The sequence below is a fragment of the Trinickia mobilis genome, from assembly GCF_017315705.1.
Taxonomy (GTDB): Bacteria; Pseudomonadota; Gammaproteobacteria; order Burkholderiales; family Burkholderiaceae; genus Trinickia_A; species Trinickia_A mobilis.
Map to the genome: position 1 here is coordinate 13,998 of NZ_JAFLRF010000027.1, position 26,455 is coordinate 40,452.

Sequence of the window (26,455 nt, forward strand, 5' to 3'; positions counted from 1 at the left end):
ATGATTACTTCCGGAGTGACCACTTGAACGAGAACTCGCGCTTTTTTGCTGAAACGCTTCAGAGCCGTGACCCCGTTATCGCATCAGAGATTGCGTTGGAGTTGCGCCGCCAGCAAACGCAGATTGAACTGATTGCTTCCGAAAACATCGTCTCGGCGGCGGTGATGGAAGCGCAAGGTACCGTGCTGACCAACAAATACGCCGAGGGGTACCCTTCGAAGCGTTATTACGGCGGTTGCGAGCATGTGGATAGGGTCGAAGCGCTTGCGATTGACCGCGTGAAAGCCCTGTTCGAAGCTGAATTCGCCAACGTGCAGCCGCATTCAGGAGCGCAGGCGAACGGCGCAGTGATGCTCGCGCTCTTGAAGCCGGGCGAGACGGTCATGGGAATGGCGCTTGATGCTGGAGGTCACCTGACGCACGGTGCACGTCCCGCCCTCTCTGGAAAGTGGTTCAACGCTATCCAGTACGGCGTAAGTCCCGAAACGTACCGCATTGACTACGAGCAGGTCCGTCGGCTCGCCGAGGAGCATCGTCCCAAGCTCATCATCGCGGGCTATTCGGCCTATCCGCGTGCTCTGGATTTTGCCGCGTTCCGCGACATTGCGGATAGCGTAGGTGCCTTGTTGATGGTTGACATGGCACACATCGCGGGCATTGTCGCGGCAGGCAGACACGAGAACCCTGTGCCGTTCGCCGATGTGGTGACGTCCACCACCCACAAGACGCTTCGTGGCCCACGCGGTGGCTTCATCCTGACCAACAACGGCGACATTGCGAAGAAAATCAATTCGGCCGTGTTCCCGGGTCTGCAGGGTGGCCCACTCATGCACGTCATCGCTGGTAAAGCGGTTGCATTTGGAGAAGCGCTTCGTCCGGAGTTCACCGTGTATATCGACCAGGTGCTGCGTAATGCGCAGGCGCTTGGCAACATCCTGAAGTCGGGCGGCTTGAACCTCGTCACTGGCGGCACCGACAACCATCTGCTGCTGGTCGATTTGCGCTCGAAGCGACTGACCGGTACCCAGGCTGAGAGAGCGCTGGAGCGTGCGGGCATCACCTGCAACAAGAACGGTATCCCGTTCGATACCGAAAACCCAACAGTGACTTCCGGAATCCGCCTTGGCACTCCCGCAGGAACCACGCGAGGCTTCGGCACCGCTCAGTTCGAGCAGGTTGGACACATGATTCTGGAAGTCCTGTCTGCGCTCGAAACACAGCCCGACGGCGACGAACAGTTCGAGCGTGCAGTGCGTAGCCGGGTGCGAGACCTCTGCGGCCAGTTCCCGATTTACTCACACGCGGATGCCCTTGCTTGAACTACAAGGACGTTTAACGACTACTTCTACGAGTCGTTGAAGAAATTTGGCTTCTTTTATTGAGAGAGAACGACGATGAGCTTCGAGGGAGTACATACACCGCTGGTCACCCCGTTCAAGCCGGACGGCGAAATTGACCATGATTTGCTGGGCAAGCACGCCGCTAATCTCGCAGGACGTGTTTCGGGTCTCGGGGTCGGCGGGACCACGGGCGAATACTATGCGCTGAGTTTCGACGAGCGGGTTCAGACGTTTAATACCGTAGCCGAAGCGGCAGGCGGCAAGACGTATCTTACCGCCGGCATCAATGCGACCACGACGAAAGAAGTGATTCGCCTGGGGCACGAGGCGAAACATGCCGGCCTGTCGGCCTTGCTGGTTGCCGCTCCGTACTATGCCCAACCCACGCAGGAAGAGCTTCTGACCCATCTGCTGAAGGTGGACGACAACCTCGACATGCCCATCATGCTGTACAACTTCCCGGCACGCACCGGGACGGAAATCAGTGATGGCGTTCTGGAAAAGCTGCTTGAGCGGCCGAACTTCATTGCGATGAAGGAAAGCACCGGCGACATTTCGCGTCTGCATCACCTTGCAACACACTTCCGCGACAAGCTGGTGCTGAGCTGCGGGATGGATGACCAGGCGCTCGAGTTCTTCGTGTGGGGTGCAAAGAGCTGGGTCGGGGGTGCTTCCAACTTCTTGCCGGAAGCGCACACCGCGCTCTTCGATGCGTGCGTCAAGCGAGGTGACTTCGATACCGGCCGCAAGCTGATGGCGCAACTGCTGCCAGTGCTCGAACTGCTGGAACGCAGCGGCAAATTCATTCAATACGTCCGGTACGGCTGTGAGCTTGCGGGCACGCCTGTCGGTGTTGCCCGGGCGCCGCTCGGCACGCTCACTGAAGAAGAGCGCAGCACGTTTGCCAGGCTCGTTCAACCTTTGTTGTGCAACGCGCAGTAACTTGCATGGCCTCGAAACTGGAATTCGTGCGGTTTCCCGCTCCGGACGGTGTGAACGGATGGTGGGAAACCCTGCCACCGCCTCCGCCCGCCGATATGGTGTCTTCCGAACGACATTATGACTGGGTCGTTGTCGGGGGCGGTATTACGGGGCTGTGTGCTGCCCGACGCCTGGCTGAACTTGCACCTGATGCCTCGATAGCACTGGTCGAGGCGGACCGAATCGGCCGCACCACAGCCGGACGAAATTCCGGATTCTTTGTCGATTTGCCACACGACATAAGCAGTGAAAGCTACTCGCGCAGTGTGGAAGCGGACAAGGCAGATGTCCGGTTTCAACGCCACGGCATCGACTACGTGCGTTCAGTGGTAAAGCGGCACAGCATCGACTGCGACTGGCGGGACGACGGCAAGTTTCATGCTTCGGTGAACAAGAAGGGGCACGCAGGACTTGCTCACTTCGCCGAAGGACTCGCTCGCATCGACGAAGCCTTTGAGTGGCTTGACGAAGCTGCAATCGCGAATGTCACCGGCACGAGCTTCTATCAGGGCGCGCTCTTTACGCCAGGATGCAGCACGGTCCATCCGGCAGCCCTCATGCGTGGTCTTGCTGCGACCTTGCCGCAGAATGTGAAGGTCTTCGAGCTTAGCGCGGTAAAGGGAATTGAGGACCAGGGTCCAAACAGGATTCTGACCTTTACTAGCGGCAAGATTGCGGCGAAGCGCGTGATTCTATGCACAAATGCCTATGCGGCGACATTCGGGGGACATCCGAACGGCCTGCTGCCCGTGTACACGTTTGCATCGATGACCCGCGTGATGAGTCCGGATGAAGTACGCCGGCTCGGCGGCACGCGGTCGTGGGCACTGATTCCGGCCGACCCGATGGGCTCGACCGTTCGACGTCTGATTACCGACCGCATCTGCGTTCGCAACCACTTCGCGTTTCGACCCAGTCTCGAAGTGTCCCAGGCCGACCTGGCGAAGGCAAAGAGTCTGCATCAACGGTCGTTCGACCGACGCTTTCCGATGCTGAAAGACGTCGAGCTCGAATACACGTGGGGCGGCCCTTTGTGTCTGTCTGTCAACAACGGGGCACTTTTTGGGCGCCGTGACGATGGTGTGTTTGAAGCCGTCGGATGCAATGGCCTTGGCCTAAGCAGAGGGTCGGCTTCAGGGAAGCTAATCGCTGAATATGCGCTCGGTCACGACAACGACCTCATTCGCCAGCTTTTGAGTCAGCCGCATCCACGCTCGCTGCCGGTCCGTCCGATTGCCGACGTCGCTGTGTCTGCGGCTATATGGGTCAAGGAATTTTCGGCTGGGGCCGAGCTATAAATTCGTAAGGACATGACATGACGACCTATCAAGAATGGAAACACAAAGCAAAAGCCTTGCCACTCGACGGAAGAGCGTTCATCGCCGGACAACGATGTCCGGCAGCCTCGAACGAGACCTTCCAGACCCTGAATCCTTCGACGGGAAAACTACTGGCAGATATTGCAAAGTGCGATACGAGAGACATCGACCGGGCGGTCGTGGCGGCGAGAGATGCGTTCGAGTCCGGTGTATGGTCAAAGGCAGCACCGGCCCAGCGAAAAGCAGTGCTTTTGAGGCTGGCGCAACTTATTGAGGACAACGCCGAGGAACTGGCGCTCCTCGAAGCGCTCGAGGCGGGCAAGCCAATCAGTGAGTGCATGGCGCTGGACATCCCCGAGTCGGCGGCCTGTATCCGCTGGCATGCGGAGGTCACCGACAAGCGATACGACGCCCTGTCGCCGTCGGGCGCGAGCGTCGTGAGCATGATTACCCGAGAGCCGATTGGTGTCGTGGGCGCAATCCTGCCGTGGAACTTCCCGGCGCTCATGCTTGCCTGGAAAATCGGCCCGGCGCTTTCTGTTGGCAACAGTGTCATTGTGAAACCTGCCGAGCAGACGTCGCTTTCGACGCTGCGCATCGCCGACCTGGCAATGGAAGCCGGCGTGCCCGCAGGCGTTTTCAGTGTCGTTACCGGCTATGGGGAAAGCGCGGGCCAGGCCTTGGGCCGACATTCCGACGTCGACATGGTTGCTTTCACGGGCTCGACGGAAACCGGAAAACGATTCCTCCATTACTCGGCAGACACGAACCTGAAGCGGGTCTTGCTGGAATGTGGCGGCAAGAACCCTCAAGTCGTGCTTCCCGACGTCGCGAATCTTGACGCTGTCGCAGAGCAAGCTGTCGCTGCCGCATTCTGGAACATGGGAGAGAACTGCAGCGCGGGCTCTCGTATTCTGGTCCCCTCGACCACGAAGGATAAGTTGCTCCAAAAGGTTCAGGCAGTTCTGGAAGGATGGAAAACGGGCGACCCGCTGGACCCTGAGGTCAAGCTCGGTTCTCTGATTGAAGAGAAGCACTTTGAAAAGGTACTCGCCCACATCGAGAAAGCTAAGGCGGAAGGAGCACGCCTGGTGTGCGGCGGCAAGGCCACGCGCACCGAAACGGGGGGATGGTTTGTCGAGCCGACCATCTTCGACAACGTCACCCCGGAGATGAGTATTGCCCGCGAGGAAGTATTTGGTCCTGTCGTCTGCTTTATCGAATACGCCGATGTCGATGAGGCTGTCCGGATTGCCAACGACACCTGCTACGGACTGGCCGCATCGCTATGGACTGACAACGTCAATAACGCCCACAAGATCGCCGCCCGAATCCGGGCGGGTACGGTGACGGTGAACTGCTTCGGCGAGGGCGACCTGACGACGCCGTTCGGCGGCTTCAGGCAATCGGGCTTCGGTGGCCGTGACAAATCGGTCTACGCCCACGACCAGTATTGTGAGCTGAAGACCACGTGGCTGAAGCTCGACTAAATAATTCGACCCAATCAGGGGGCGGGCTATTGACCCTTCGGCCGCGGCTCCGCTTGACGATGTCTGCTTTAATCACATGTGAGGCCAAATGCGACTTGGATTCATCGGGACCGGCACCATCACGCAGGCAGTCGTTACCGGCTTGCTTCGATTTGGCGTTGCGTTCGACCACATTTCACTGTCGCCCCGCAATGCAGAGACTGCCGCTGGGCTCGCTGCTCTTGCCGGACGGGTGCGGGTCTGCTCAAACAATCAGGAAGTGCTGGAGACGTCCGACATTGTTTGTCTTGCAGTCGTACCGCAATTTGCTACTGACGTTTTGGGCGAGCTTCGTTTTGACTCACGCCATCATGTCATCAGCTTCATCGCGGGGATTTCAATAGATGAAGTGCACCGGCTTGTCGGCATAGTAAGCAAGGTCGTTCGCGCCATACCGTTGCCGGCAGTCGCCGAGGGCATGGGAAGTACGGCAATTTGTCCTGCAGACCGTGTTGCGAAGTCTCTGTTCTCGGCGTTGGGTGAGGCGGTTGAAGTCGACGACGAGGGCAAGTTCGGCGCACTTTCGGCCGTGACCGCGACCATGGCGAGCTTCTTTGCGGTGCTGGAAGCCCAGGCGTCATGGCTCGTCCGGCAAGGGCTCGATTACGATGCCGCCCGCTCATTTCTGTCGGGCTACTGTGTCGGCCTCGCGCACGAAACGACCAGAACCGGGAAGCCGTTCACAGAGCTGATTGAGCATTGCATGACACCGGGTGGCATCAACGAACAGGTTCACGGGGAGCTCTCGAAGCGCGGTACCTATTCACAATTCGGCGACGCCCTCGACCGAGTGTTGATGAGGATTGAAGGTCGCGTGTAGCAGGCGGCGCGGGGATGGGCTCGTTAACCTATGCTATTTGGGCCGCGCATCGCTCAGGCAACGGCTGCGGGCACGGCGCTACGCGCCCGCGAGAGGTGGCGGAGGCGACCCGGCCTCGGGTGAACCTCTCTTGCCAGTGAGCCGCGGGAATCGCAAACTATTTTTGCCTGAGGTGGTCTCGTCTCATGGCGCGACAGCCGCCGCTGCCGAGGGGTGTGGTTGCGGCGACCGTCAGGTAGTCCTCGGACTGAATCGCACGCTTCCGCCTGAAAGGTGACAACGATGCAAAAGAAGCAGTTATTTGCTGACAGACTCCTCGCCCAGATGCCGTCGTTAAGGGCGCTGAGATGCTTTGTCACTGCGGCCCGCTACGAAAGCTTCACTCAGGCGGCGGAGGTGCTGTGCGTAACCCAGGCGGCAATCAGCAGGCAAATCAAGGAACTTGAGGATTCCCTTGATGTAGCCCTATTTGAGCGCACCGGGAGGCACATTGCGCTCACTGACGCTGGGCGCATTCTCTACAACGCCTCATACCTCTCGATTATGAATATTGCGGAGGCGGCCGAGGCGGTGCGTCGGTCCGACAAGCATGCGCTGACTATTTGCGTCTCGCATACCTTCTCGGCCCTGTGGCTGTCGTTCAGGTTACCGTTGTTTCGGAAGAGGTTTCCGGATATCAGACTGCACGTCATGGTGACGGAGCATTTCATGGAGTTGGACGAACTTTTGCAACCCGACGTCATCATCACCAAGAATCCGCCGCGCGAGCCGGAGTACGAAATTGAGCCGCTCTTCCACGACGTGGTCTATCCCGTCTGCAGTCAGTTGTTCTACGAGCGTCATTTCCACGGCAGGTCATTGAAGCCATTGGACCTGCTGTCACACCCCACGCTGAACCTCTCCTTGTTGGGGCGCGCCCAGGTTTGCGAGCATGTTGATTGGCGAGTGTGGCGAAACTGGTTTCAGCAAGGTGATGGGTCTGACAGACTGGTCGAAAACGAACACCTGGAAAGCAACGACTATCGACTCCTGGTATCACAGGCCGAAGCGGGTGAAGGGACCTTACTTGGCTGGCATCACCTCGTATATCGCCAGGTCGAACAGGGCCGCCTGGTTCGACCGGTGCAGGATGCGCTCGAATTCCACGACCGTCACCACTATCTGATAACGCACAAGAACGCAAAGCTTCGACCCGAGTATCTACAGTTCCGTGAATGGCTCGGTGAGGAAGTAGGCGCGATGATGCGCGAATGGCGAGGCGTGGAAGCCGAAACGACCAAATGATTTTTGCTGTCATCAGTTCGGAGAGCGTGAGCAGGTCCGTCGAAGGACGCTAGTCCTGGCCGATTCTTAAAGCGTTAATGCAGGTAGTCTCATGTTTAACGACTCCATCTATTCCAAAGCTGGTACCTCCCGGCAACTCCGCTTTGGAATCGTGCTATTGCCTAACTTCACGTTGACAGCGTTTTCGGGTTTTGTCGACCTCCTCAGGCTGGCAAGCGATGAAGGTGACATGAGCAGACCTGTTCGCTGTTCGTGGACCATCGTCGGAGAATCTCTTGTTCCCGTCAGGGCAAGCTGCGGAATTCAGGTTGCGCCATGGAAAACCTTTGAGGAAGCCGGGTCCTTCGATTACGTGGTGGTCGTCGGCGGCCTCCTGCATTCGGGGCCGTCCGCAAGCAAAGCCACGTTGCAGTTCATTCATGACGCAGCGAATACGTCTGCCACATTGGTCGGGATTTGCACGGGGGTATTTGCCTTGATGCGGGCCGAAGTGATGGCTGGATATCGCATGTGCGTAAGCTGGTTCCACTACTGGGATTTCGTCGAGCGCTTTCCAGGCGTCGACGAACGCAATCTTGTCGCGGACCGGCTGTTCGTCATCGACCGACGCCGGATTACATGCTCAGGCGGGCGGGCTTCTATTGATGTCGCCGCAGCTATCCTGCTGCGACATTTCGAGGCCACCGTCGTACAAAAAGCGCTTCGTATCATGCTTGTCGATGACGCCCAGAAGGGGAATGCTCCGCAGCCGTACCCGCCGGGACTTGAACCCGCGACACATCCCAAGGTAAGGCGAGCAATCCTGTTGATGGAGCAGCACATTGGGCAGCCACTGAGCCTGGCAGAACTGGCGCAACGTCTCGAGATGTCGGTCCGGCAACTTGAGCGCCTCTTTACTGCCGAAACGGGTAAATCGCCGCACGCGTACGGACGACAGATTCGTATACGGATGGCGTCCTGGCTGCTTACGAGTTCGGACCGTACCGTCGCTGATATCGCCTCGTCTTGCGGGTTCTCGGACGCTTCTCATCTTGGTCGTGAATTCAGGAAGGAGTTTGGCGAATCGCCGAACGCTTATCGCGTGGCGCGACCGCACAGCCAATCACCAGTGTTGGTCGTTACGTAGTGGGCACGCAATTGGCCCATTGGCGTTAAATGTAAGTGCCTCGACGGGGAAAGCGGCAAGTGGCTTGACACGCGACAAACCAAGGGTTTCCTCTTTTTAACTAGACAACGGACACGACAGAAAATGGCTGCGGAGCATATGCGCGATGAAATGGTTCTCTTTGGATTGAAGGTCAAGAACGGACGCCGTTGGTATTCGATTGATGAGCGCGACTGGCGGCCGATGAGAATTGGGGACACCGAGCTTCCTGGTTTTTTCCGGATTCCAGTTGCCGGTGATGAGAATGGGGCCTGGAGCAGCTACTGGATGCGTCTGCAACCAGGGGCGCGCTCGTTCGAGCACCAGCATGACTCGACCGAGATGATTCTGATTCTCGAGGGCGTGTTCACCGATGACGATGGTACCGATTTCCTTCCGGGACAGACGGTGTCCTACCCAGCCGGCTCGCGGCATAGCACCTCCTCGGAGGAGGGCTGTACGGTACTAGTCGTTGCTCATATCGGGTCAACGATAGTTTCTCAATCATGATGGTCACAACCCGGGACCGAACCAATGTTCAACTCTTCACGAAGAATTCTTGCCTTCGGGCTGACTGTCGTCGCGATGTCGCTTGCGTGCAACCCCTCCATTGCACAGCAGGTCGTGAAGATTGGGGTGTCGGCCCCCTTGACAGGAGCCGGAGCTGCCAACGGGAAGGACATCGAGAATGGCGTGCGCCTCGCCATCGAAGAAGCTAACGCCCAACATACCAAGCTGGGCGGGCAGGAGGTACGCTTCGAGTCGGACTCCGTCGATGACCAGGGCGACCCGCGCATTGGCGTGCAGGTGGCGCAGAAGCTCGTCGACGATGGAGTGGTGGCAGTGGTGGGCTACTACAACTCCGGGGTGGCGTTACCGTCCGAGCCAATATTTGCCAAAGCTGGCATCCCGTTGATAGACCCCGCTGCAACGAATCCGGCTATAACCCGACAGGGCCTGGATAACGTGTTTCGTATTATCGCTACCGACGCACAGAACTCCGGAAATGCAGGGAAGTACGCTGTAACGGTCACCAAAGCGCAACGAATTGCGGTAATGGATGACCGCACGGCATTTGGCCAGGGGGCCGCAGACGAATTCAAGAAGGCCGTCGTGGCGGCCGGCGGGCACATCGTCGCGTCGGAATACACGAACGACAAGGCCGTCGAATTCAACGCGCAACTTACGAATATCAAGTCTGCAAATGCCGACCTTCTGTTCTTTGTCGGCCTTGATAACCAGGCTGCACTTCTGACCAAACGGATGAAGCAACTCGGCATGAAGACACAATTCGTAGGAAGCGGTGGTATCGCCGACAGCATCTTCATAAGCGTCGCGGGCAGTGCTGCTGAAGGCGCAATGGCGTGGGAGTACGGACGGCCTGTCGAGTCTCTCCCTCAGGGAAAAGCATTCGCGGAAAAGTTCGCGAAGAGATTTGGCACAGACACTTTGACTTTTGCGCCATTTGCGTATGACTGTGCCTGGGTGGCCATCAATGCGATGAAACAGGCGAAATCGGCAAAGCCGGAGATGTTTATGCCCGCGCTCCGAACCACCCAGTACGACGGCATCACGGGGAAGATTGAGTTCGATTCGTACGGCGACTTAAAACACCCAACCTCAACGCTCTATCAGGTAAAAGGCGCGAAGTGGGTGCCTATAACGACCATAAGCGCAGAGTAGCCAGCTGAGCGGAAATTGTTGAAACCGGTCGTTATGCCATTGGCGGAAATACTCGGCCACCACTGTCCTTTTTTGACCAGAGAGTCGCGATGAAACCGGCAACTGGAAGGACTAAGGGGTACCGGCGGCTCATCCCCTCGGTGACCGCCCTCGTCGAATTCGAGGCGGTCGCACGTCACAGCAGTTTTACTCTGGCAGCCGATGAGCTCGGGGTCACCCAGGCTGCGGTCAGTCGACAGGTCAAATTCCTCGAGGAGACACTTGGGACTCGGCTCTTCAATCGCCTGCATCGTTCAATCGAACTCACTCATGAGGGTGAGGCTCTGTATCTTGTCGTCGCCGAGTCGATGCAGAAAATTGCCGGCGTGTTCGACCAGTTGTCCAGCGGGCCGGTCCAGCAGGAACTGGTGCTTGCGGCAACGTCTGCATTCTCACATTTTCGCCTCTTGCCCCGTTTGGCGTCCCTCAAGAAGGCTCAACCGAACCTTCGACTTCGACTCTCCACGCAGATGTTCACCGCTGACCTCCGACCCAAGGAGATTGATGTCGCCGTTCGTTTTGGAAACGGACGATGGGGGGATGGCTCTGCAACCCTGCTTTTCGACGAGGAAGTATTTCCCGTCTGTTCGCCGGAGTGGGTGAAATCACGGGGCACGCCAGAATCGCTGCAGGAGGTCGCCAACGCCGCTCTCATCGAGTCGGATTCGACCTCGGAGAGTTGGATGGGATGGGAAGAATGGTTTCAGGCTGTGGGCCTCAGGCCGGTGCGATTGAACTTTGCCCTGCGCTGCAGCCTTTATACGGACGCAATTGAGGCTGCACGCTATAGCCAGGGCATCGCCCTTGGCTGGGGAAGACTTGTCCACGGCCTTATCGAGGCCGGCGAACTCGTCCGGCTGCCGGTCGACTCGTTCAAGGTGAGCGATTCGTATTACGTCATAGTGCCGCACGGACGCACCATCACCCCTGCGATTGAAGGTCTCATCGACTGGCTTCGGCAGGATTCCATCGAGACCTGAAGCGCCTGCGACGCCCGACATCACCGGTTGGACCCGGTCTGGGCGCTCGCATAATTTAAAGTAATGCCAGACCGAAAATAAAGCGCGTTGACGCTGTTTTTCGTCAATCCAATACTCAAGTCATAGCGGGAACAATAGAAGTCCCGAGACCCCTGAACGTTGGAGAACGACGATGTCTGAAGTGCAAATCAAAACCCATTGTGAGTTGATTCGAAGCCGTCAGCCCGGCCACGGCATGCCCGGCGAGCTCTTTGGCCGCCAGGACGTTTTCGAAACGGACGTCGAAGTCTTTTTCCAGAAGCATTGGGTTCTGGTCGGGGTTACGGCGGATATTCCCGAGCCAGGCGATGTTTCGACCGTGGACATTGGCAAGGCTTCCATCATCATCGTCCGCGACGACGACGAGAACGTCCGGACCTATCGCAACGTCTGTCGCCATAGGGGTGCGCGGCTCAAGGAAGCCGGGAAGTCGACGGTCGGAATGCTGGTGTGCCCTTACCACCAGTGGACATATGACCTGGACGGAAGCCTGCGTCACACCAAGCACATGGGGAAAGATTTCGACCCGACCTGTCGCAGCCTGATTCCGGTGCACACCCGGATTGTCGGCACGCACATCTTCGTTTGTCTCGACGACAACCCGCCATCGGACATCTCCAGGCTGGAAGAGACGATGGCGCCGCGTTTCGCACCGTTCGACCTGCTAAACACCAAGATTGCCTTCGAGCAGGAAATAATCGAGAACGGCAACTGGAAGCTGGTGATTGAGAACAACCGCGAGTGCTACCACTGCCAGGGTACCCATCCGGAGCTGACAGCGTCGTTCCTGCCTGAAGACTTCGGCTTCTGTCCTGAGAACCTCAGCGAAGAATCGCTCCACGCCCTCGAGGACTACAAGGAGCGCAACGCAGCGTGCCAGGCAAGCTGGGAACGGGACGGATTTATTGGAACCACTGTCGAGTATCTTGACGAGGACGCGGTAACCCAGTTCAGAACGCAGCAACTAGTCATCGCCGGTGCAGGCGAGTCGCAGACTATCAGCACCAAGGTTGCCAGCACGAAGCTGTTCGGCAATCTCACGCGATGTGACCTCGGCGACCAGCATCTTTGGACACACAACTCGTGGACACACGTCATGAGCGACCACGCTGTCATCTCATACATTATTCCGCTTGCCCCGGACAAGACGCTGGTGCGGTCCAAGTGGCTCGTTCATGCCGATGCGGTCGAAGGCGTGGATTACAACATCAACGATTTGACGGAAGTCTGGATTGCGACCAACACGCAGGATAAGCACCTGGTGGAAATCACGCACGAAGGTACGCAGGACCCGGCATATGCGCCGGGCGTGTTCTCGCCGTTCACCGAAGCCTACGTCGACCAGTTTTCGCGCTGGTATGCGGCCCGGCTGAATGCACATGGCGTCTAAGCAGAGGTTGGTCATGAGCGCTGTTGAAACAACTTTTTACCGTCCGCCGGGCGTTGTCGACCGGCTGACCAGCGCGAGCACGTGGGAAACCGGCGCGCGCCATTGGCCAAGCGGCGAACAGCAAACGCTAACCTGCTGCCGCGTCGTCAATGAAACCCACGACGTCAAGACGTTCGAGTTCCGTACTGAAGATGGACTGCCGGTGCGCTTTGAGCCCGGCCAGTTCATGACACTTTCGGCGAATGTGCATGGGCAATCGGTCGAGCGCTGCTACACGATTTCGTCGCCGCCGACTCGCCCATACTTGGTGTCCATCACGGTCAAACGTGTGCCTCGCGGGGTCATGTCGAACTGGCTCCACGAGAACATGAAGTCGGGCAACCAGTTGCGCGCGTATGGCCCGTCAGGCGCCTTCACGTCGACCGCATCCGCAGCGCCGAAGTCACTCTACCTCTCGGCCGGTTCGGGCGTTACGCCGCTCATGTCCATGACCCGGGCGAGCATTGACCTTGGGCTCGACCGCGACATCGCGTTCGTGCACAGCGCCAGGACGCCTGCGGACATCATCTTTCGTCAGGAGCTGGAACGGATGGCCACGCTCGCTCCACGGCTGAAAGTCTTCTTTGTGTGCGAAGCAACTGGAGACAAGACAGACTGGGTCGGGGCGACGGGGCGCCTGAGTCTCCCGCTTCTGTCAGAGTGGCTGCCGGACTATGTCGACCGGGAAGTGTTCACCTGTGGGCCGGCCGGCTACATGAGTGCCGTCAGAGACCTGCTTCGCGAAGGCGGTCACGACCCGGCGCGCTATCACCAGGAAAGCTTCGATATCTCCACCGGAGTAGTGCCGGAGCCCACACCGCCTGCCGATGGAGCGGTGCAGGACACCGTCACGGTCAAGCTTTCCAAGTCCTCAAAGACCTTCACGATGAGCGCCTCTGAGACGGTGCTCTCCGCCGCGCGGAAAGCGGGCGTTGTGATTCCTTCGTCATGCAGCCAGGGCGTTTGCGGGACATGCAAAACGAAGATTCTCGACGGCACGGTCGACATGAAGCACAACGGTGGCATCCGGGACCGTGAAGTCCAGAAGGGCTTCCGGCTCCTGTGCTGCAGCCGCCCGACGTCTGACTTGGTACTCGAGCTGTAGTAGCAATACATACCCTGAAAGCTGCGTCTGCTCGCTGGCCACGGACGCATCCTCGCAAATCCCATTCTTGAAGGGGCGGGCGAGGGATGCGCACGTCCGCGAAGAAGACAAAAGAAGCGCATAAATTCCCCGGAGGGATTGCATGGCTGGCGGCAACCAATTCGACGCGCACAATGTTACTTCTCTGAAGAGAACGGAGCACACCCTACCTGACGTTCGCGCATACCGCTTGTCCCGGGTGCAAGAGATTTTGCAGAAAAACAATTGTTCTGCGATTCTGTTGTACGACCCGGTAAATATCCGGTACGCGACGGATACTTCCAACATGCAGATTTGGACGGGACGCAACCCGTCGCGGTACGTCGTGGTGTTTGCCGACGGTCGAGTCGTTGGTTGGGAGCTTCATAGCTGCGAGCACGTTTGGGACGGGTTGGACCTGGACTTCGAACTACGCAGCGCCGTGGCCTGGACATTCTTTAGCGCAGGTACCGAGGCGGAACGACGAGCTGACATTTGGGGGGCAGAAATTGTTGACGTCATGCAGCGCCGCGCGCCGGGCGAGTTACGCCTTGCGGTCGACCGTTTGGACCCCGTCGGTGCAGCATACTTTGTGAAAAATGGCGTGACGCTCCTTGACGGACAGGCCATGATGGAGATGGCACGCACTGTCAAGTCCGCCGGCGAGCTCGTCCTGATGAATGAATCGCTCCGTGCTTGCGAGAGGGGCATTGAGCGCATGCGCCGCGAATTGCGTCCAGGAATCACCGAGCAGGACCTCTGGGCGAACCTTCATCACGAAAATATCAAACACGGAGGCGAGTGGATAGAGACACGTCTTCTTGCATCCGGTGACAGAACGAACCCGTGGATGCATGAGTGCTCGTCCCGAGTGCTGCAGCAAGGTGAACTGCTGGCTTTCGATACTGACTTGGTGGGGCCGAACGGCTACTGCTCCGATATTTCGCGCACCTGGACGGTCGGCGACACGCGGCCTTCGGATGAGCAGCGCCATCTGTACGAACAGGCTTACTCCCAAATTCACTTCAATATGGATTTGTTGCGTCCTGGGATGTCATTCCGCGAGTTCACAGAGAAAGCTTGGAAGATTCCTGAGATTTACCTGAAGAACCGGTATAGCTGTGTCGTGCACGGTATCGGCATGGTTGACGAATATCCCTCAGTTGCGCACCAGGTTGATTGGGATAGCGGTGGCTATGACGGTGTTTTCGAGCCCGGCATGACGCTATGCGTGGAAAGCTATATCGGAGCCGAAGCGGGGACCCAAGGCGTGAAGCTTGAACAGCAGGTGGTGCTGATAGAGAGCGGGTGCGTGCCGCTCACCTCATGCAGCTTTGAAACTGATTGGCTGTGAGGTAGCCGCCAGGATAGCTGCAATCCGTCCGCAGAGAAACAGAACCCGGAAACATCTGCGCCACCTTCATTCAATCGAATGACACAGCGGGCCGAGCCGTTCGTTTTCGTGGCGACAGGCATTGGCCAGCTTATCCCAGCTCCGTGTCGCAATCCTTCACCGTGTCCCCACATATCTCAAATGGAATCGGTTCGTATCGAGGCCGCGCCATTTCTTGCAGCGAGGTTCTGCGAGGCTTCGCTCAATGGAGGCAGCGCGACAGGCATCGTCTTACCGTTACGCGCCTGACGAAACGATTCTCCCTCCGAGGCGCATCTGTTCTATCGAGCGACGAGCTACTGCTATTGAATGGAGGTACGGTTATCCGGCGACGACTAGGAGAAGTGTGCACGATGAGGTCCGTACAGTATGTATGCGCGTCGAGCAGCAGGAAAATCGATGGAAGGCTCGACGAGAACACAGTCTGGTTCGAATTCCGTCAGGTTGCCCATCTATTCGGCATGAATCTCGAACAGGCAGCCAAGTTACTCCGGCAAGCGTGCGCGACCGGCGACATTAAGCCTGCAAAAGACGTCAGGTCGTCCGACCGCTGCAAATGTCTGTTGAGTCACCGGGCAGTCGTCGCGGTCGGATACCAGGTCAACTATGGTCGGGCGACAGCCTTCCGTCACTGGTGCGCCTCGGGCCTGACTGTCTTGTTCCGTTAAATCTTCTTCTTACTGACAGTTCGATAAATCCCGTTGAACGCGTACTCAGTCGCACGGCTGAGATGCGTGGGCTGTGCCCGTCAGCACCGGGCAGCGCTTCTGTTCGCAGCCGTCGTCTGTTGCCGGTGTCGCGTGTCGACGGAGCGATTGTTGCGGCTTACCGCTACCGACCCGCAATGAGTGCAGGCGGCCGGCGCATTTTGGGATCGAACCACCACGCTTGTAGGTCTGTGCCGCTTTTGTGCTGTCAGGCAGCATCGCCGGGAGCACTCTTACACGTCCAGCTACCTCGGCGAGACAGCGTGCAATCAGACACGACGATTTTGCCGAAACGCGGCTAAGCTGCAATGCTTGCACGCGAGGCTGGCCCAATTCAGCCACCAGCGCGCACAAGAGCGAAATGCCGTGGTCCGTGAGCAGCGACCGTGTGCTCACCAGCCCGCCGGAGATATGAGCTCACCTATTTGAGCATGCGACACAGGCGGCAAGGGACCCAGGGTATTGGCGAACAGAGACGATGAGACCGTCGCAACGCCATAGTCCCTAGCATAGCGGTTAGTAGACCCGCCAACTTGGTTTCTCGAAGGGCCGAAATCACGATACTCCGTAACCGGCCCTACAAGAGATAGAGTCAGCTGAAACGTTAGAGTGTCCGTGCCATTGCCGCTAGCGGTGGAATAGACATGCAGTGGAATCTGGCCGGATGCCGAGACAGACTGTGGCAAGTGACGGCCGTTGGCAGAACGCACTGCGGAGAACGTTATGTTTTGCGCGGAACCATAGGCGGCCGTGGAGATGTGTCGACACCAGTTAGCGCGGTAGATAGATGCATAGGCGACATTATTCGCGGCGTTATTGAGGATAGTTCCGTGTTCGGCGACGGTAACGAATACATGGGAATAACTGCACGCGTCGTAAGCAATCCCGAAAACTTCTCCCGAAGCTCCGCTCAACGAATATTGCCCTGGCTCTGCATTTGCGCCTACGGATGACGCGACGAGGGCTAACGCGGCGACGGAAGCAACCCCACTTGTGGCCTTGAGGCGGCCGCGACGGGAAGGCAAAAGAGAATGAGCGTGCTTCATGGGGACCTCCAACATGCCAAAGCGTGTTCTGGGGGAGGTCCGGAGCTGCGTGGACGATGTTCGATGAGCCTACGGACAACGGCCGACGCGGTGCCGGGCGGTGGCGGCGCAAAAGTTGGCCGAAAGCATTGCTGGACTACGTAAATTCGGACAAGACAACTTGGAACCATCGCGCTGCCGCGTCAAAGTGAGCGGACCACGTGCGGTGTTAGAGTAATGCGTGGTGTGATGTCGACAATGGTAAGTGACGAGTGCTCTGAAGCAATAATGGCATGCAGTATAGGTCGAGTGTGTTATCAAAAATTTATTTTTGATTTTTTGCCGATACGCACGGTGTTATGGCGGGGCATTGTTATCCATGCTGTCTACGATTACTAGTTGGTCCGACTCGCGGTCGAGCCACCAGCGTGCCGCGACCATTGGAGCCGGACTGGGGCGGCCGCTTCCAATTGAAAAGATGGTAGTCGGCGGCTCTTCGACTCGCGGCTGAAACGGCTGCTATTGGAACCTAAAGCCTTGCCACCGAGAGCGGCACACGACCGTCGCCTGCCGAAGCGGTTTCGGTGATTCGAATTGGCATGCCTTGCGTCTTGGCATGCGCGTCGAAGCCATAGAGAGCAATACCCGTCCTACGGGCAATGAAGTCGTGTGCCCGAGTTAGTCCGGAAAGGCGTGGCTGCGCAATCGATTCGCCGGCGGCGGGAGGCTTAACGGGGTAACTCCGTCATAATGCCGATGCGCAAGCGGCTCGTTTCTCGTGACGAGCCGCTTAAACTCATCGTCCGGGAGCGACCGTGCAACAGGCAAAGCAAAAAGTGCTGCGGCATGTCCTTGCGTGCGAAATGAAGCCCTGTTCGCGTCAAGGAACGCCGCATCGTTGATATCGGTCGATTCATCGCTATCGATGTGATTTCCTCAAAAACGAGGAATTTCTGTGCGCGACGGTATCTCAACTAATGCCTTTAACAAAGTCGACTTCAGTGCATTTGCAGCGGGAAGCGCGACGACTGCTACGTGCGCAGATTGCCCTGAAGGACGTGCGCTACAAGGAACTGGCCCACGCGCTCGAGCGTATCGGCGTGTTTGAGGAGCCGAAAGCGCTCACAAATAAAATCAATCGCGGCACCCCGCTTGACTGAAGCGCTACTCGCGCCCGGCGCTGTGCGCGCGGCGCAGAACCGCCACACGTACAACTCACATCCGCGTACCCGCTTCTTGCGCGTAGGCTGCAAGGTGGTTCACCGTTAAAATACTCAGCCGGCTCAAATACCCTTTCCGGGGCGCTCGATGAAACGCTGTATCAGCAAAAGAAGTTGAAAGAGGGATATATGCCGATGACGAGGTTTGCGCGGGCTTTGCTTGTGCGCCCCGCCCTGGGGTAGACGTCGATAACTTCAAGGACTTCAATGGCCACTACGGGCACGTTACGGGAGACAGTGCGCTCAGAACGGTCGCACAATGCATTCTTGAGAACATCCGTCGGCCAGGAGACATCGCTGGGCGCTACGGCGGCGAGGAGTTCTGTGTGCTGCTTCCCAATACCGAACTGGCCGGCGCCGTTCAGGTGGCTGAAACGATTCGCTCTGCGGTCCTGGCGACAGGGCGGCCGCACGTCACCAGTCCAGTAGGAATATTGAGCGTCAGCATCGGCGTCGGTGCATTTGACGGGGATGCCGTGTCCGCTGTCACCGCTGAGCAGTTGGTTCATCGTGCCGACCAGCGGCTCTATGAGGCAAAGGCCGCCGGCCGCAATACAGTGATGCCGCAGCAACCTCGCCCGCAGTCGGTTGCGCCACCAGACTTGTCTTCAAGGCTAACCGTAATCGAATAGCGCGGCCACGGTAACTGCACGCCGTCGCGCCTAGTGTCTCCGGACGAAACCGTCATGGTGCCTCGTGTCGCAGGGCATGGCAGCGGGAGCTAAGTCCGTGGTTGCGACCGGCGTTCACCGAAGCGTCAACCTGCATGTCGATTAACGGTGTCGCAGTAACTGCAACGGCTACGCCCCCTGATGCGGGCAGCAGACCGGCAAATGCTGCGATGCCGATCCCGCACACGGCCGCAAGCGAGATAGCAGCGACGGCGACGAGTGAATAACGAGTTGGGTTGGATTTGGCCACGCCCAGCAAGATGCTCATGACGGCAACCTCCTGTTGACGCAGCTATCAGTTGCAAGGGCCGTGCCGATGGAGATAGTCCTTACCCCCCGGCCATGTGGCTAGGGGCTGGACGCGGGGCTGCCTCAGTTGCGCCCACCGTGCGGTGAACGGAAGAACGACGCGATGTTGGATTCAGACGAACACTTCACCGCATTCGCTCTGCCCAAAGCCAACACGTGCACTCCGCACGCGTTGGCAGATGTCCACGACAGGGGCGCAAAGACATTTACACCTGGGGCGGTCAGGCTGAATCCCGGCTCGGGCCGCCCCATAGACCCCAGACTTGGCCGGTCGAGTAGCTGAAACTCACGAAGTTTGTAGAGGCCGAACCGCACTTAAATCGGCGGATTGACGGGTTCGGCGTCGACGTGCATCGGTATCTGACCGCCTTGTTTACAGCGCTCCCTCATGCGCCCGGCGCGGACTGCTACGAGGCGTTACGACCCTGGAAGCTGGGTAATCGCGAATTCGCTGCCACGCCCTGATTCAAGCCGGCGCGCAAGGGCGCGCTCAATTGACCGCATACGGCCCAAGCAATGTCAGACAACCTCGACCGCGCACTCGCAGAGGCGCGCGCGGCTACCGAAGTCACTCACAATCACCCGATTGCCCTGAAGGCGGTCGACACGTACGCGAAGGCGCTTTGGGCTGCGATTCACGGCGATGGGCATGAAGCCGTCTGCTACATTATGGAAGCCTCGGGTACATCAGTACACGGCGTGGAGAAAGCGCACGAACACTACCCGCCGCGAATTCGCGCCGACGAGACTCTCGAAGACGTGCTGTCGTGTCTCAAGAATTCCGACAGCTTCGAATCGTTGATGCGGGAATGTCTTTTTCATGGCGGTGACACGGACACCATTTGTGCAGTGGCCGGTTTGCTTGGAGAGGCGCTATAGGGCATTCGGCTTCCACTGCTTGAGGAAGCCCTAACCCACGTACCGGCGCGGCTAACAGCAGTTCTAGCTCGAGAAATACGACCGGCTCTCGCAAATACATCCGCGTCTGGGCTAATGCATTCGACTCCCGTTTTCGGGTCGCGATACGAGGGCAGCTTGCCATGTCTGCAAGTAATCCACGTTATCTGCATACTCCTGCAACGTTGATGGCTATAGCAGTGATTTGTTGTGGCGGTTAGTCAGTGATGCCAGCAAAGGTGATTTCGCGCCGCATGCGGAACCTCCGCGCGTCAGCCGCCGGCGGAAACACACGCCAGCAACCATCGTCGTGCCGAAAGAAGAACAATGCGCGAGACCCGGCCGGCTGCCGGGTCTCAATGCATACGTAGCGTCCTCCGCCCAAGTGGGTGCGGCCGAATGCGGTCACGTGCACTTGTGTTGTAGGGGTGAGCCATTTTTCCACTTGGTACCGTAGGGACTGCACCTTCGTGTTGTTCATCTGCTCCCCCTCGGACCGATTCTTGTTCGCAGCCAATTCGCCGGATATGGCACAAGCGCCACGCACGCAGCAGCCGCGTTCGATGCTCGACCCCATTTTCCCGCGCTGCATTGATGGCTTCACAAACTACTTCAACTCTAGCGCCAGAACGCAGCAACGGCGCACGCTTAGGCAAAATAGAAACAGAAAAAGTTTAGTGCGGAAAGTGCGGTTTGGCGGGTCTGAGTGGCGATAGTTGGTGCGCCGCACCACACAACCTGGGCGATGGGCGGCGAACCTAGTTCGTTCCCCCGCCGGCGGCCATTAGGCGAAGAAAGTTTCTCTGCCGGTCCTGCTATGCAGGATGGCTTTCGGTGCTGGATGTGAAGCCGTTGAAAGAGTATCTTGTCTTTTACTCTCCGCCATTGACCGGCTTGGAGGTTACCGTGAAGAAGTTCCTTTGCTTGCTTGTTGTCGCGTGCGCGACGCTGGCTATCAGCGCGCCGACCAGTTATGGCTGTGACGAAGGTAGTTACAGCAACCAGAGTGGTACCGGAAAATAGCCACATCCAAGTCTCCCCTGGTGCTTCGTGCGCCGGACACGCCTTTTCACATGCTCACGCGCGGGTGGCGTCCGAGTTGCCGCGATGCTAAACGCGCAGACGCCGTCGGCGCTCGAATCGATTGAACTTGCGGTAGCACGCGACGCTGAGACGTATCGGAACGATGTCGGAGAACTACGGATTCCCATGCCCTGCGTGTTGGCTCGCGCGTCGAAGCCTTAAGAAGCAATGGCGGTACGATTGGCGGTCGCGTCGGCAACGATGACCAGGTGATGAAGCGCGTCGTCGGGAAATCACCGTGTCGGCGTCTGCAGGCGTATTGGTCTCATCGCGATTGTCTCCCCAGCTTCCGCAGCGTTGGGCTGCGCGATGGTGCTCTCCGGGCGTCGACAGATGTAAGGGCTGCAAAACCACGAAGATTCGATTACAGGACGGTGGTGGTTGGGAAACCAATTGAATCGGCCTATCACGGCGTGAAGAAGCGTTTTTCTTCGCAGCGACCCGCTGGATTCGTCTGCGTCTCTCATTGCGATGACGCTTTCGCTCGACGGTCATCATCGCGATGTGTGACGAAGTCGTGGAACAGTACGCCCCTCTGTTTCCCGACAAGTCCGTATTCTCACAGTGGAACTTCCTCGACCCGTTGGCGACAAAAGCGGGTAACGGCAAACAGGAGCGGACCTTCGAGCAAGTGTTCCGACAAACTCGTCGTCGGATGACGAGTTTCGACGCACTCCAGCTCACACGCGAACGACCTGCGAGCACTAGCTTTCGACCGCAGGCATCAGCTTCCGTGCCGCGTAAAACATTCGTAGCTTGAAACACATACGCTTGGTCGAGATGGAGTCACGCGGAGCATTGCACGCCATGAATCGTCGTCAGAAGTTAGATGCACATCTGCAGGGCAGTCACAATAACAACGGCTCCAGGCGAGCCTTCGCAGCACGCCTTGACATGACTATCAAGCGCGCAAAGGTCACTTCCAGTCGGGTGGCCAAGTCGCTCGGCGAACCGGAAGGTGACGTGACTCTTTGGCGCGCCGGAGTTACCGTTCCGAAGAGTACGGATTGTGAGCGTCTTTCTGAACTTCTCGACGTGGACGTCGCGTGGCTATGCGCAGGTCAAGCGTAGGCTACAGCGATGTCATCGCAGTTCTCATCGGACGCGAGCTCGCAAGTGGTTCGGGTTGTCGCGACTCATCGGGCGTCCGCTCGGGTCGCGTATCGGCCCCCTGCCTTGTAGTCACGTCGTGTGCGGGCGGGGGCGCTGCGTCCCGCGCTCGAACCCATATACCTTGAAGAAGGTGCATCCTCCAGTCGAGCCGCTCACTGTCTGAGGCGTGCCATTCCGATAACGAACGTACGCAGGGCACCAAAGTTGGCTTGACGTGGCGGCTTGTCCTGTGACTGCCAGAGCTTCTCGGTCACCCGAATTTCTTGACGCAACTTAGCGGCGACGTATGCTATAAGCCGCAAGCGGAAAAATGGCACATTGTAATGCCGCGAATTGGCAGGGGGCGACTGCCTGCGGGCACTAATTCCATTGGTAAGGGGACTGCAATGATTGAGGTCACCAATACGTACGACCTGCAACTGGGCGTGAATCTCGAGTCTTACGCTGAATGGGCGAGGAAGACAGCGGAAACGATTCGGCAGCAGCCTGGTCTGCTCGAGCTTCGGGCGAACCGCAATTTGTTAGGAAGCCCGCAGATTCGAACGACCAGTTGCTGGAAGTCCATGTCTGACTGGGCAGCGTTCGCGGACGGACCATGGCACACCTTGGAGCAGGAACTGCGAACATTTGCGACCAATCTCAAGGTTGAAGTTTGGGGGCCGTCGCCGCTACTACCGACGCCACTACGTCCGGACCATGGTGTGGTGTTGGACTGACTGCAATTCGAGAACGGTTTCTGCAGATATCGTTGCTGGTGCCATTAGGACATTGGCGACTTGAGCCTGCCCGCTAGGTGTCGCGCCTGCTACAGGAGGGGCAAAAGGTGACCTTCGAGGTCAAGCGGGGACCAAAGGGCAAACAGACGGCAAACATCATGCCGCTGTAACCGGCCCGAACGCCGGCTTTCCCGTAGCCATTGGCACGCCCGCGCGGGCCAATGGCTTCTCCATGCGCTGTCGCTGGCTGACAACTTCGCCGCCGAACGCTCGGCGCGGGGCGGGAGGCCACTTGCCTCTCATCGCCGGGCTGAAAAAGTGTTGACCAGGAGCGCGGGAAATTGCGGCAGCGAAAATCTACGAGGGGGGCTGTACGCCGGGCAGGACGCAACCGCACGGCACGCACGCGCCGAGGAATGCCGTTGGCGGTGGCGCCTCACTGTCGACCGAAAGATGCACGGCGCGTCCTCGGTACTAGAACTTCTCTACCCATGGCCGTAATTCAACTTCCCAGGTCCAGGCGCTGCGATGCTGACGATGGGCGTGAAGGTATTCACGTGCTATGGCATCCGGGTCTAGCCACTTGTCCTCTGAGCCCGTATCGCCAGGCTGTGACCAACTGCTGGCGATGCCGCCGTCTATGACGAAGTGAGCAACATGAACGTTACGAGGAGCGAGTTCCCTCGCAAGACACTGCGCCATACCCCTCAGTGCGAATTTGCCCATTGCGAACGGTGTCGAACCGGGAAGCCCCTTCACGCTGGCAGTAGCGCTGGTGAGCAGGATGGTGCCGTGCCCGCGGGCGAGCATCCTGACGGCCGCTGCCTGCGCCACGAGGAATCCCCCGAAAGCAGTAACGCGCAGCGCAGACTCAAGTTGGTCTGCCTCGATGCTTTCAATCGGGGCACGGTAGCGCCCGCTCGCGTTGTACACGACGAGGTCTGGAACACCTAAGGTACGTTCTACTTGGTCAAAAAGTGCAGCGACATCGGCGGGCTGACTCGCATCGCAGCGCACCGCGATGGCACGTGTCTCACGCGCGAGCTCGTCGAGCTTATCCGCGTTTCGTGCAGCCAGCGCGACTTGCATTCCTTCTTCAGCGAACAGTCGTGCCAAGGACGCACTCAATCCCTTCCCAGAACCAACGATTAAGGCTGTTTCAGTTTGGCTCACGGCTCCTCCACAATGGTATGGCCTTATTAGACTACTCCGAAAATGGAGGCGTGGCAGGCCGTGTATTCGAGCGACGAACTGGAATTTCTACAAAGCGACATCGCTGCTTGCCCAATAGTGTCGAGACGCTTACGTTGTCAACTGCATCTATGATTAGCGTTCCAACTTCTAACCGCGACGAGCGTTGACTTCGAGGTTGAAGTCGCCGTCGACCAGCGCTGGCTGCAAAGACGGGGCTGACCGTCCGGCTTGCAGCTACTGCGCATCGGCATCACGAAGCTAGCCTTGGAGATGAATTCGGGCGAGACGAAGGTCTCGCCCGTTGATGGCGACATTTACCGCAGTATGTAACGCGAGAACTCAGGCGGAGGTTGGCACGCCTGTGGCCTCGGTCGCGGCACCGGGCGCCGCCTTCTTTGCCGTCATTTTCTTGGTTGCAGCCTTTCTCCAGGGAGTGGGTTTTTGCGCCGTCCGGTTCGACCGCTCCACGCCCATTCTTCTGAAGCTGTTCGACAGTCCGCGAAGACTGTGACTATGGCTCAACGCTGCATGACAAGAGGAGCACAACCAGGTACGAGATAAGTCGGCGCGGCCCGCCATCTTGCATTGCAAGTGATGTTGCTGCGCGGTCCGGTCCTTTGCCTGACCGCGCTAGCCATTCTTCACAATCGAAGCGTCACGGCGCACTCGCCGGTTTCTGACCGGTGGCCTTCTGCTGGGCCTTTTGCTGGGCATTCTGCAGATTCTGCGGATAGTCGATTTGGTTTCCCGCTGGGTTGTACCCGTTCTGTTCCAACGTCTTCAGCTCGGCGTTCTTCTTTGCGCGACGCGCCTTGCGCTCGGCCTTCTTCTGCGCTTTCAACTCCTGCTTTGACGTGGCTGCATCTGAAGCACCGGCGCCGGTCGTCGCCGCGTGAGCGGACAGTGCCGAGACCGAGAGGAGACTCGAAGCCATAATTGCCGAGACAGCAAAGACAGACAGTTGCTTGACCTTCATGCGTATCTCCGTATGGATGCGTTAGGCGACGTGAGAATGCTCACAGACCGTTTGGACTGGTTCCTGGGAAGAGCGTGTTTCTTCGAGTTGGAACGCCCGAACCGTAATCGATGGGACGCCGAAAGCGATACGGGGGTTAACCGCGAGGAAGTGAGACAGCATAACGCCGAAAGGCTTTTGCACGCTTGCTTTAAGGTGCATTTTCCCTGATTCCGCGAAAGAGATTCCCCTTTTTGCTCTTCGCCGGAGCGAATGGGGAATATACACTCCGGCAAAAATACACAGGAGCAGTTCAGGAGGCGCGCCTCACGGAAATTATCGCCTTCCGCATGAGCCACCCTCTTGTGCTTGCTTTGGCTTCCCACTTTCCGCCCGCTAGCGTTTGCGGGACTCAACGTTGTCAGTCAAGTTGCTCAATGAGAAGGTGGGTGCTCGCCACGGCGACTTCAAGCGTCTTCGATTGAGCGAAAACATTGTGCGCACGCGAGAGCACGTCAATTACGTAGTATAACTACATTAATGGAGACAACGATGAAGAAACTTCTGTCCGGCGTAGTCGCATTGTCGGCGACGGCTACCGCGAAGGCTCAAAGCAGCGTCACGTTATACGGCATCGTGGACAACGGTATCGTGTACGAGACGAATCTGCCGAAGGGACCCCGTCAACGGCAGCGCGTCCAGCACCAACCCCAACTATGGCACGAGCCAGTTCGGCGTCATTGCGGGGCTGGCGACGAGGTTCTAATGCTTTCCAGGGCCAGGAATTGCAGCGCTCTTTCGTGCCCCTCAGGTGGCGCAACCAACCTCAACCGAACTCGAAGGGAAAGCGCGTGTGAGCAGTCGAATCAATCGCGGAAACGACTGGCAATGTAATCCGGAATATTTTCTGGCGTCACGACCATGACCGAAGACGATGGCGCGACGGACGATGCTGGCAAGAGCTTGTGGTAGTGCATGACGTGATGACACGCTGAGCGCATATCTTGTCGGAGGTCGTGGTGCAAGATTGCCTGTATCCGGCCTTCTCGTAGAAGCTGCACGTTATCCCGGTCCAGGTCGTGTCCGATAAAGACGAGAGGCGTTTTCTGGTGGGCCTCAAGTGCGCGGAGAATCGCGACGTTACCTCCGCCCATGGAGTACACCGCAGCGATGCCCGTGTCGTCGTTGAGAACGCTGCGGACCCGTTCTTCTGTTGGCAAATCGAGACCCTGTCCACCGCTCGCATCAATCAGTTTGAGTTGAGGGTGGTGTTTGCGCAATGCCCGACGAAAGCTTATCTCGCGCTCTTCCTCGCCCCGGAAGTGCTCGTCGCTCATCGTTATCAACACGTTTGCCGGCTTTGGTCCCAACCACAGGCCTAGAAGGTAAGCGGCCGTGGCGCCAGCGACACGATTGTCGAGCCCTGCGTAGGCGATGCGGCCGGACAGCGGTATGTCGGTGA

22 protein-coding genes and 1 pseudogene are annotated in these 26,455 nt (G+C 58.2%); 18 read left to right on the forward strand and 5 right to left on the reverse strand.

What is annotated here, in order from left to right; all coding sequences use genetic code 11:
• Nucleotides 1–23 precede the first annotated feature (23 nt).
• The 15 genes from glyA to J3489_RS26845 all read left to right on the forward strand — a co-directional run bounded on the left by glyA (nt 24) and on the right by J3489_RS26845 (nt 18,687).
• Nucleotides 24–1,319: a serine hydroxymethyltransferase gene (gene glyA, locus J3489_RS26775; RefSeq protein ID WP_207003283.1), complete on the forward strand. Its 1,296-nt coding sequence runs from the start codon at nt 24–26 to the stop codon at nt 1,317–1,319.
• A 75-nt stretch (nt 1,320–1,394) separates the two neighbouring features.
• Nucleotides 1,395–2,282, forward strand: a complete 888-nt coding sequence (locus J3489_RS26780) for a dihydrodipicolinate synthase family protein (protein WP_207003285.1) — start codon at nt 1,395–1,397, stop codon at nt 2,280–2,282.
• A gap of 5 nt (nt 2,283–2,287) precedes the next feature.
• Nucleotides 2,288–3,619 (forward strand): NAD(P)/FAD-dependent oxidoreductase, encoded by a 1,332-nt coding sequence (locus tag J3489_RS26785; protein ID WP_207003287.1) that lies wholly within the window; start codon nt 2,288–2,290, stop codon nt 3,617–3,619.
• Between the two features lie 17 nt (nt 3,620–3,636).
• Nucleotides 3,637–5,130, forward strand: coding sequence for an aldehyde dehydrogenase (locus J3489_RS26790; protein WP_207003289.1), 1,494 nt, complete (start codon nt 3,637–3,639; stop codon nt 5,128–5,130).
• An 88-nt stretch (nt 5,131–5,218) separates the two neighbouring features.
• Nucleotides 5,219–5,989, forward strand: coding sequence for a pyrroline-5-carboxylate reductase (locus J3489_RS26795; protein ID WP_207003291.1), 771 nt, complete (start codon nt 5,219–5,221; stop codon nt 5,987–5,989).
• A 282-nt stretch (nt 5,990–6,271) separates the two neighbouring features.
• On the forward strand, nt 6,272–7,273 hold the full coding sequence (locus J3489_RS26800) for a LysR substrate-binding domain-containing protein (RefSeq protein WP_207003293.1): 1,002 nt from the start codon (nt 6,272–6,274) through the stop codon (nt 7,271–7,273).
• Nucleotides 7,274–7,364: 91 nt separating this feature from the next.
• Nucleotides 7,365–8,399 carry a GlxA family transcriptional regulator gene (locus J3489_RS26805; protein WP_207003295.1) on the forward strand — a complete coding sequence of 345 codons (1,035 nt, stop codon included), beginning with the start codon at nt 7,365–7,367 and terminating at the stop codon, nt 8,397–8,399.
• A gap of 123 nt (nt 8,400–8,522) precedes the next feature.
• Nucleotides 8,523–8,927 carry a cupin domain-containing protein gene (locus J3489_RS26810; RefSeq protein ID WP_207003297.1) on the forward strand — a complete coding sequence of 135 codons (405 nt, stop codon included), beginning with the start codon at nt 8,523–8,525 and terminating at the stop codon, nt 8,925–8,927.
• Between the two features lie 24 nt (nt 8,928–8,951).
• Complete coding sequence (locus J3489_RS26815; protein WP_207003299.1) at nt 8,952–10,100, forward strand: branched-chain amino acid ABC transporter substrate-binding protein; 1,149 nt, start codon at nt 8,952–8,954, stop codon at nt 10,098–10,100.
• Between the two features lie 89 nt (nt 10,101–10,189).
• Nucleotides 10,190–11,119: a LysR substrate-binding domain-containing protein gene (locus tag J3489_RS26820; protein ID WP_207003302.1), complete on the forward strand. Its 930-nt coding sequence runs from the start codon at nt 10,190–10,192 to the stop codon at nt 11,117–11,119.
• A gap of 172 nt (nt 11,120–11,291) precedes the next feature.
• Complete coding sequence (locus tag J3489_RS26825; RefSeq protein ID WP_207003304.1) at nt 11,292–12,548, forward strand: aromatic ring-hydroxylating oxygenase subunit alpha; 1,257 nt, start codon at nt 11,292–11,294, stop codon at nt 12,546–12,548.
• 13 nt (nt 12,549–12,561) lie between these two features.
• Nucleotides 12,562–13,692 carry an FAD-binding oxidoreductase gene (locus tag J3489_RS26830; RefSeq protein WP_207003306.1) on the forward strand — a complete coding sequence of 377 codons (1,131 nt, stop codon included), beginning with the start codon at nt 12,562–12,564 and terminating at the stop codon, nt 13,690–13,692.
• Nucleotides 13,693–13,834: 142 nt separating this feature from the next.
• The gene (locus J3489_RS26835) at nt 13,835–15,064 is read left to right on the forward strand and encodes a M24 family metallopeptidase (RefSeq protein ID WP_207003308.1); all 1,230 of its coding nucleotides are present in this window, start codon (nt 13,835–13,837) and stop codon (nt 15,062–15,064) included.
• A gap of 2,772 nt (nt 15,065–17,836) precedes the next feature.
• On the forward strand, nt 17,837–17,995 hold the full coding sequence (locus J3489_RS26840) for a DUF6471 domain-containing protein (protein WP_207003310.1): 159 nt from the start codon (nt 17,837–17,839) through the stop codon (nt 17,993–17,995).
• Between the two features lie 185 nt (nt 17,996–18,180).
• A complete protein-coding gene (locus tag J3489_RS26845; protein WP_207003431.1) occupies nt 18,181–18,687 on the forward strand; it encodes a GGDEF domain-containing protein in 507 nt (168 codons plus the stop codon).
• A gap of 52 nt (nt 18,688–18,739) precedes the next feature.
• Here the strand turns inward: J3489_RS26845 and J3489_RS26850 are convergent, their stop codons facing one another.
• Complete coding sequence (locus J3489_RS26850) at nt 18,740–18,994, reverse strand: hypothetical protein (RefSeq protein ID WP_207003312.1); 255 nt, start codon at nt 18,992–18,994, stop codon at nt 18,740–18,742.
• A gap of 557 nt (nt 18,995–19,551) precedes the next feature.
• Here J3489_RS26850 and J3489_RS26855 point away from each other — a divergent pair.
• Nucleotides 19,552–19,914 carry an ADP-ribosylglycohydrolase family protein gene (locus J3489_RS26855; protein ID WP_207003314.1) on the forward strand — a complete coding sequence of 121 codons (363 nt, stop codon included), beginning with the start codon at nt 19,552–19,554 and terminating at the stop codon, nt 19,912–19,914.
• A 235-nt stretch (nt 19,915–20,149) separates the two neighbouring features.
• On the opposite strand, the gene J3489_RS37895 is transcribed toward J3489_RS26855, so the two are convergent.
• Nucleotides 20,150–20,413, reverse strand: coding sequence for a hypothetical protein (locus J3489_RS37895; protein ID WP_242540334.1), 264 nt, complete (start codon nt 20,411–20,413; stop codon nt 20,150–20,152).
• Nucleotides 20,414–22,514: 2,101 nt separating this feature from the next.
• On the opposite strand from J3489_RS37895, the gene J3489_RS26860 reads away from it, so the two are divergent.
• Nucleotides 22,515–22,844 (forward strand): antibiotic biosynthesis monooxygenase family protein, encoded by a 330-nt coding sequence (locus tag J3489_RS26860; protein WP_207003316.1) that lies wholly within the window; start codon nt 22,515–22,517, stop codon nt 22,842–22,844.
• Between the two features lie 89 nt (nt 22,845–22,933).
• Nucleotides 22,934–23,014, forward strand: a pseudogene (locus tag J3489_RS26865) (cold-shock protein); the annotation flags it as partial.
• A 304-nt stretch (nt 23,015–23,318) separates the two neighbouring features.
• Here the strand turns inward: J3489_RS26865 and J3489_RS26870 are convergent.
• The 3 genes from J3489_RS26870 to J3489_RS37900 all read right to left on the reverse strand — a co-directional run.
• The gene (locus tag J3489_RS26870) at nt 23,319–24,017 is read right to left on the reverse strand and encodes an SDR family NAD(P)-dependent oxidoreductase (RefSeq protein WP_207003320.1); all 699 of its coding nucleotides are present in this window, start codon (nt 24,015–24,017) and stop codon (nt 23,319–23,321) included.
• Nucleotides 24,018–24,693: 676 nt separating this feature from the next.
• The gene (locus tag J3489_RS26875; protein ID WP_242540335.1) at nt 24,694–25,014 is read right to left on the reverse strand and encodes a hypothetical protein; all 321 of its coding nucleotides are present in this window, start codon (nt 25,012–25,014) and stop codon (nt 24,694–24,696) included.
• An 845-nt stretch (nt 25,015–25,859) separates the two neighbouring features.
• Nucleotides 25,860–26,455: substrate-binding domain-containing protein (locus J3489_RS37900; protein ID WP_242540336.1), on the reverse strand; the 596-nt coding region annotated here is incomplete at its 5' end.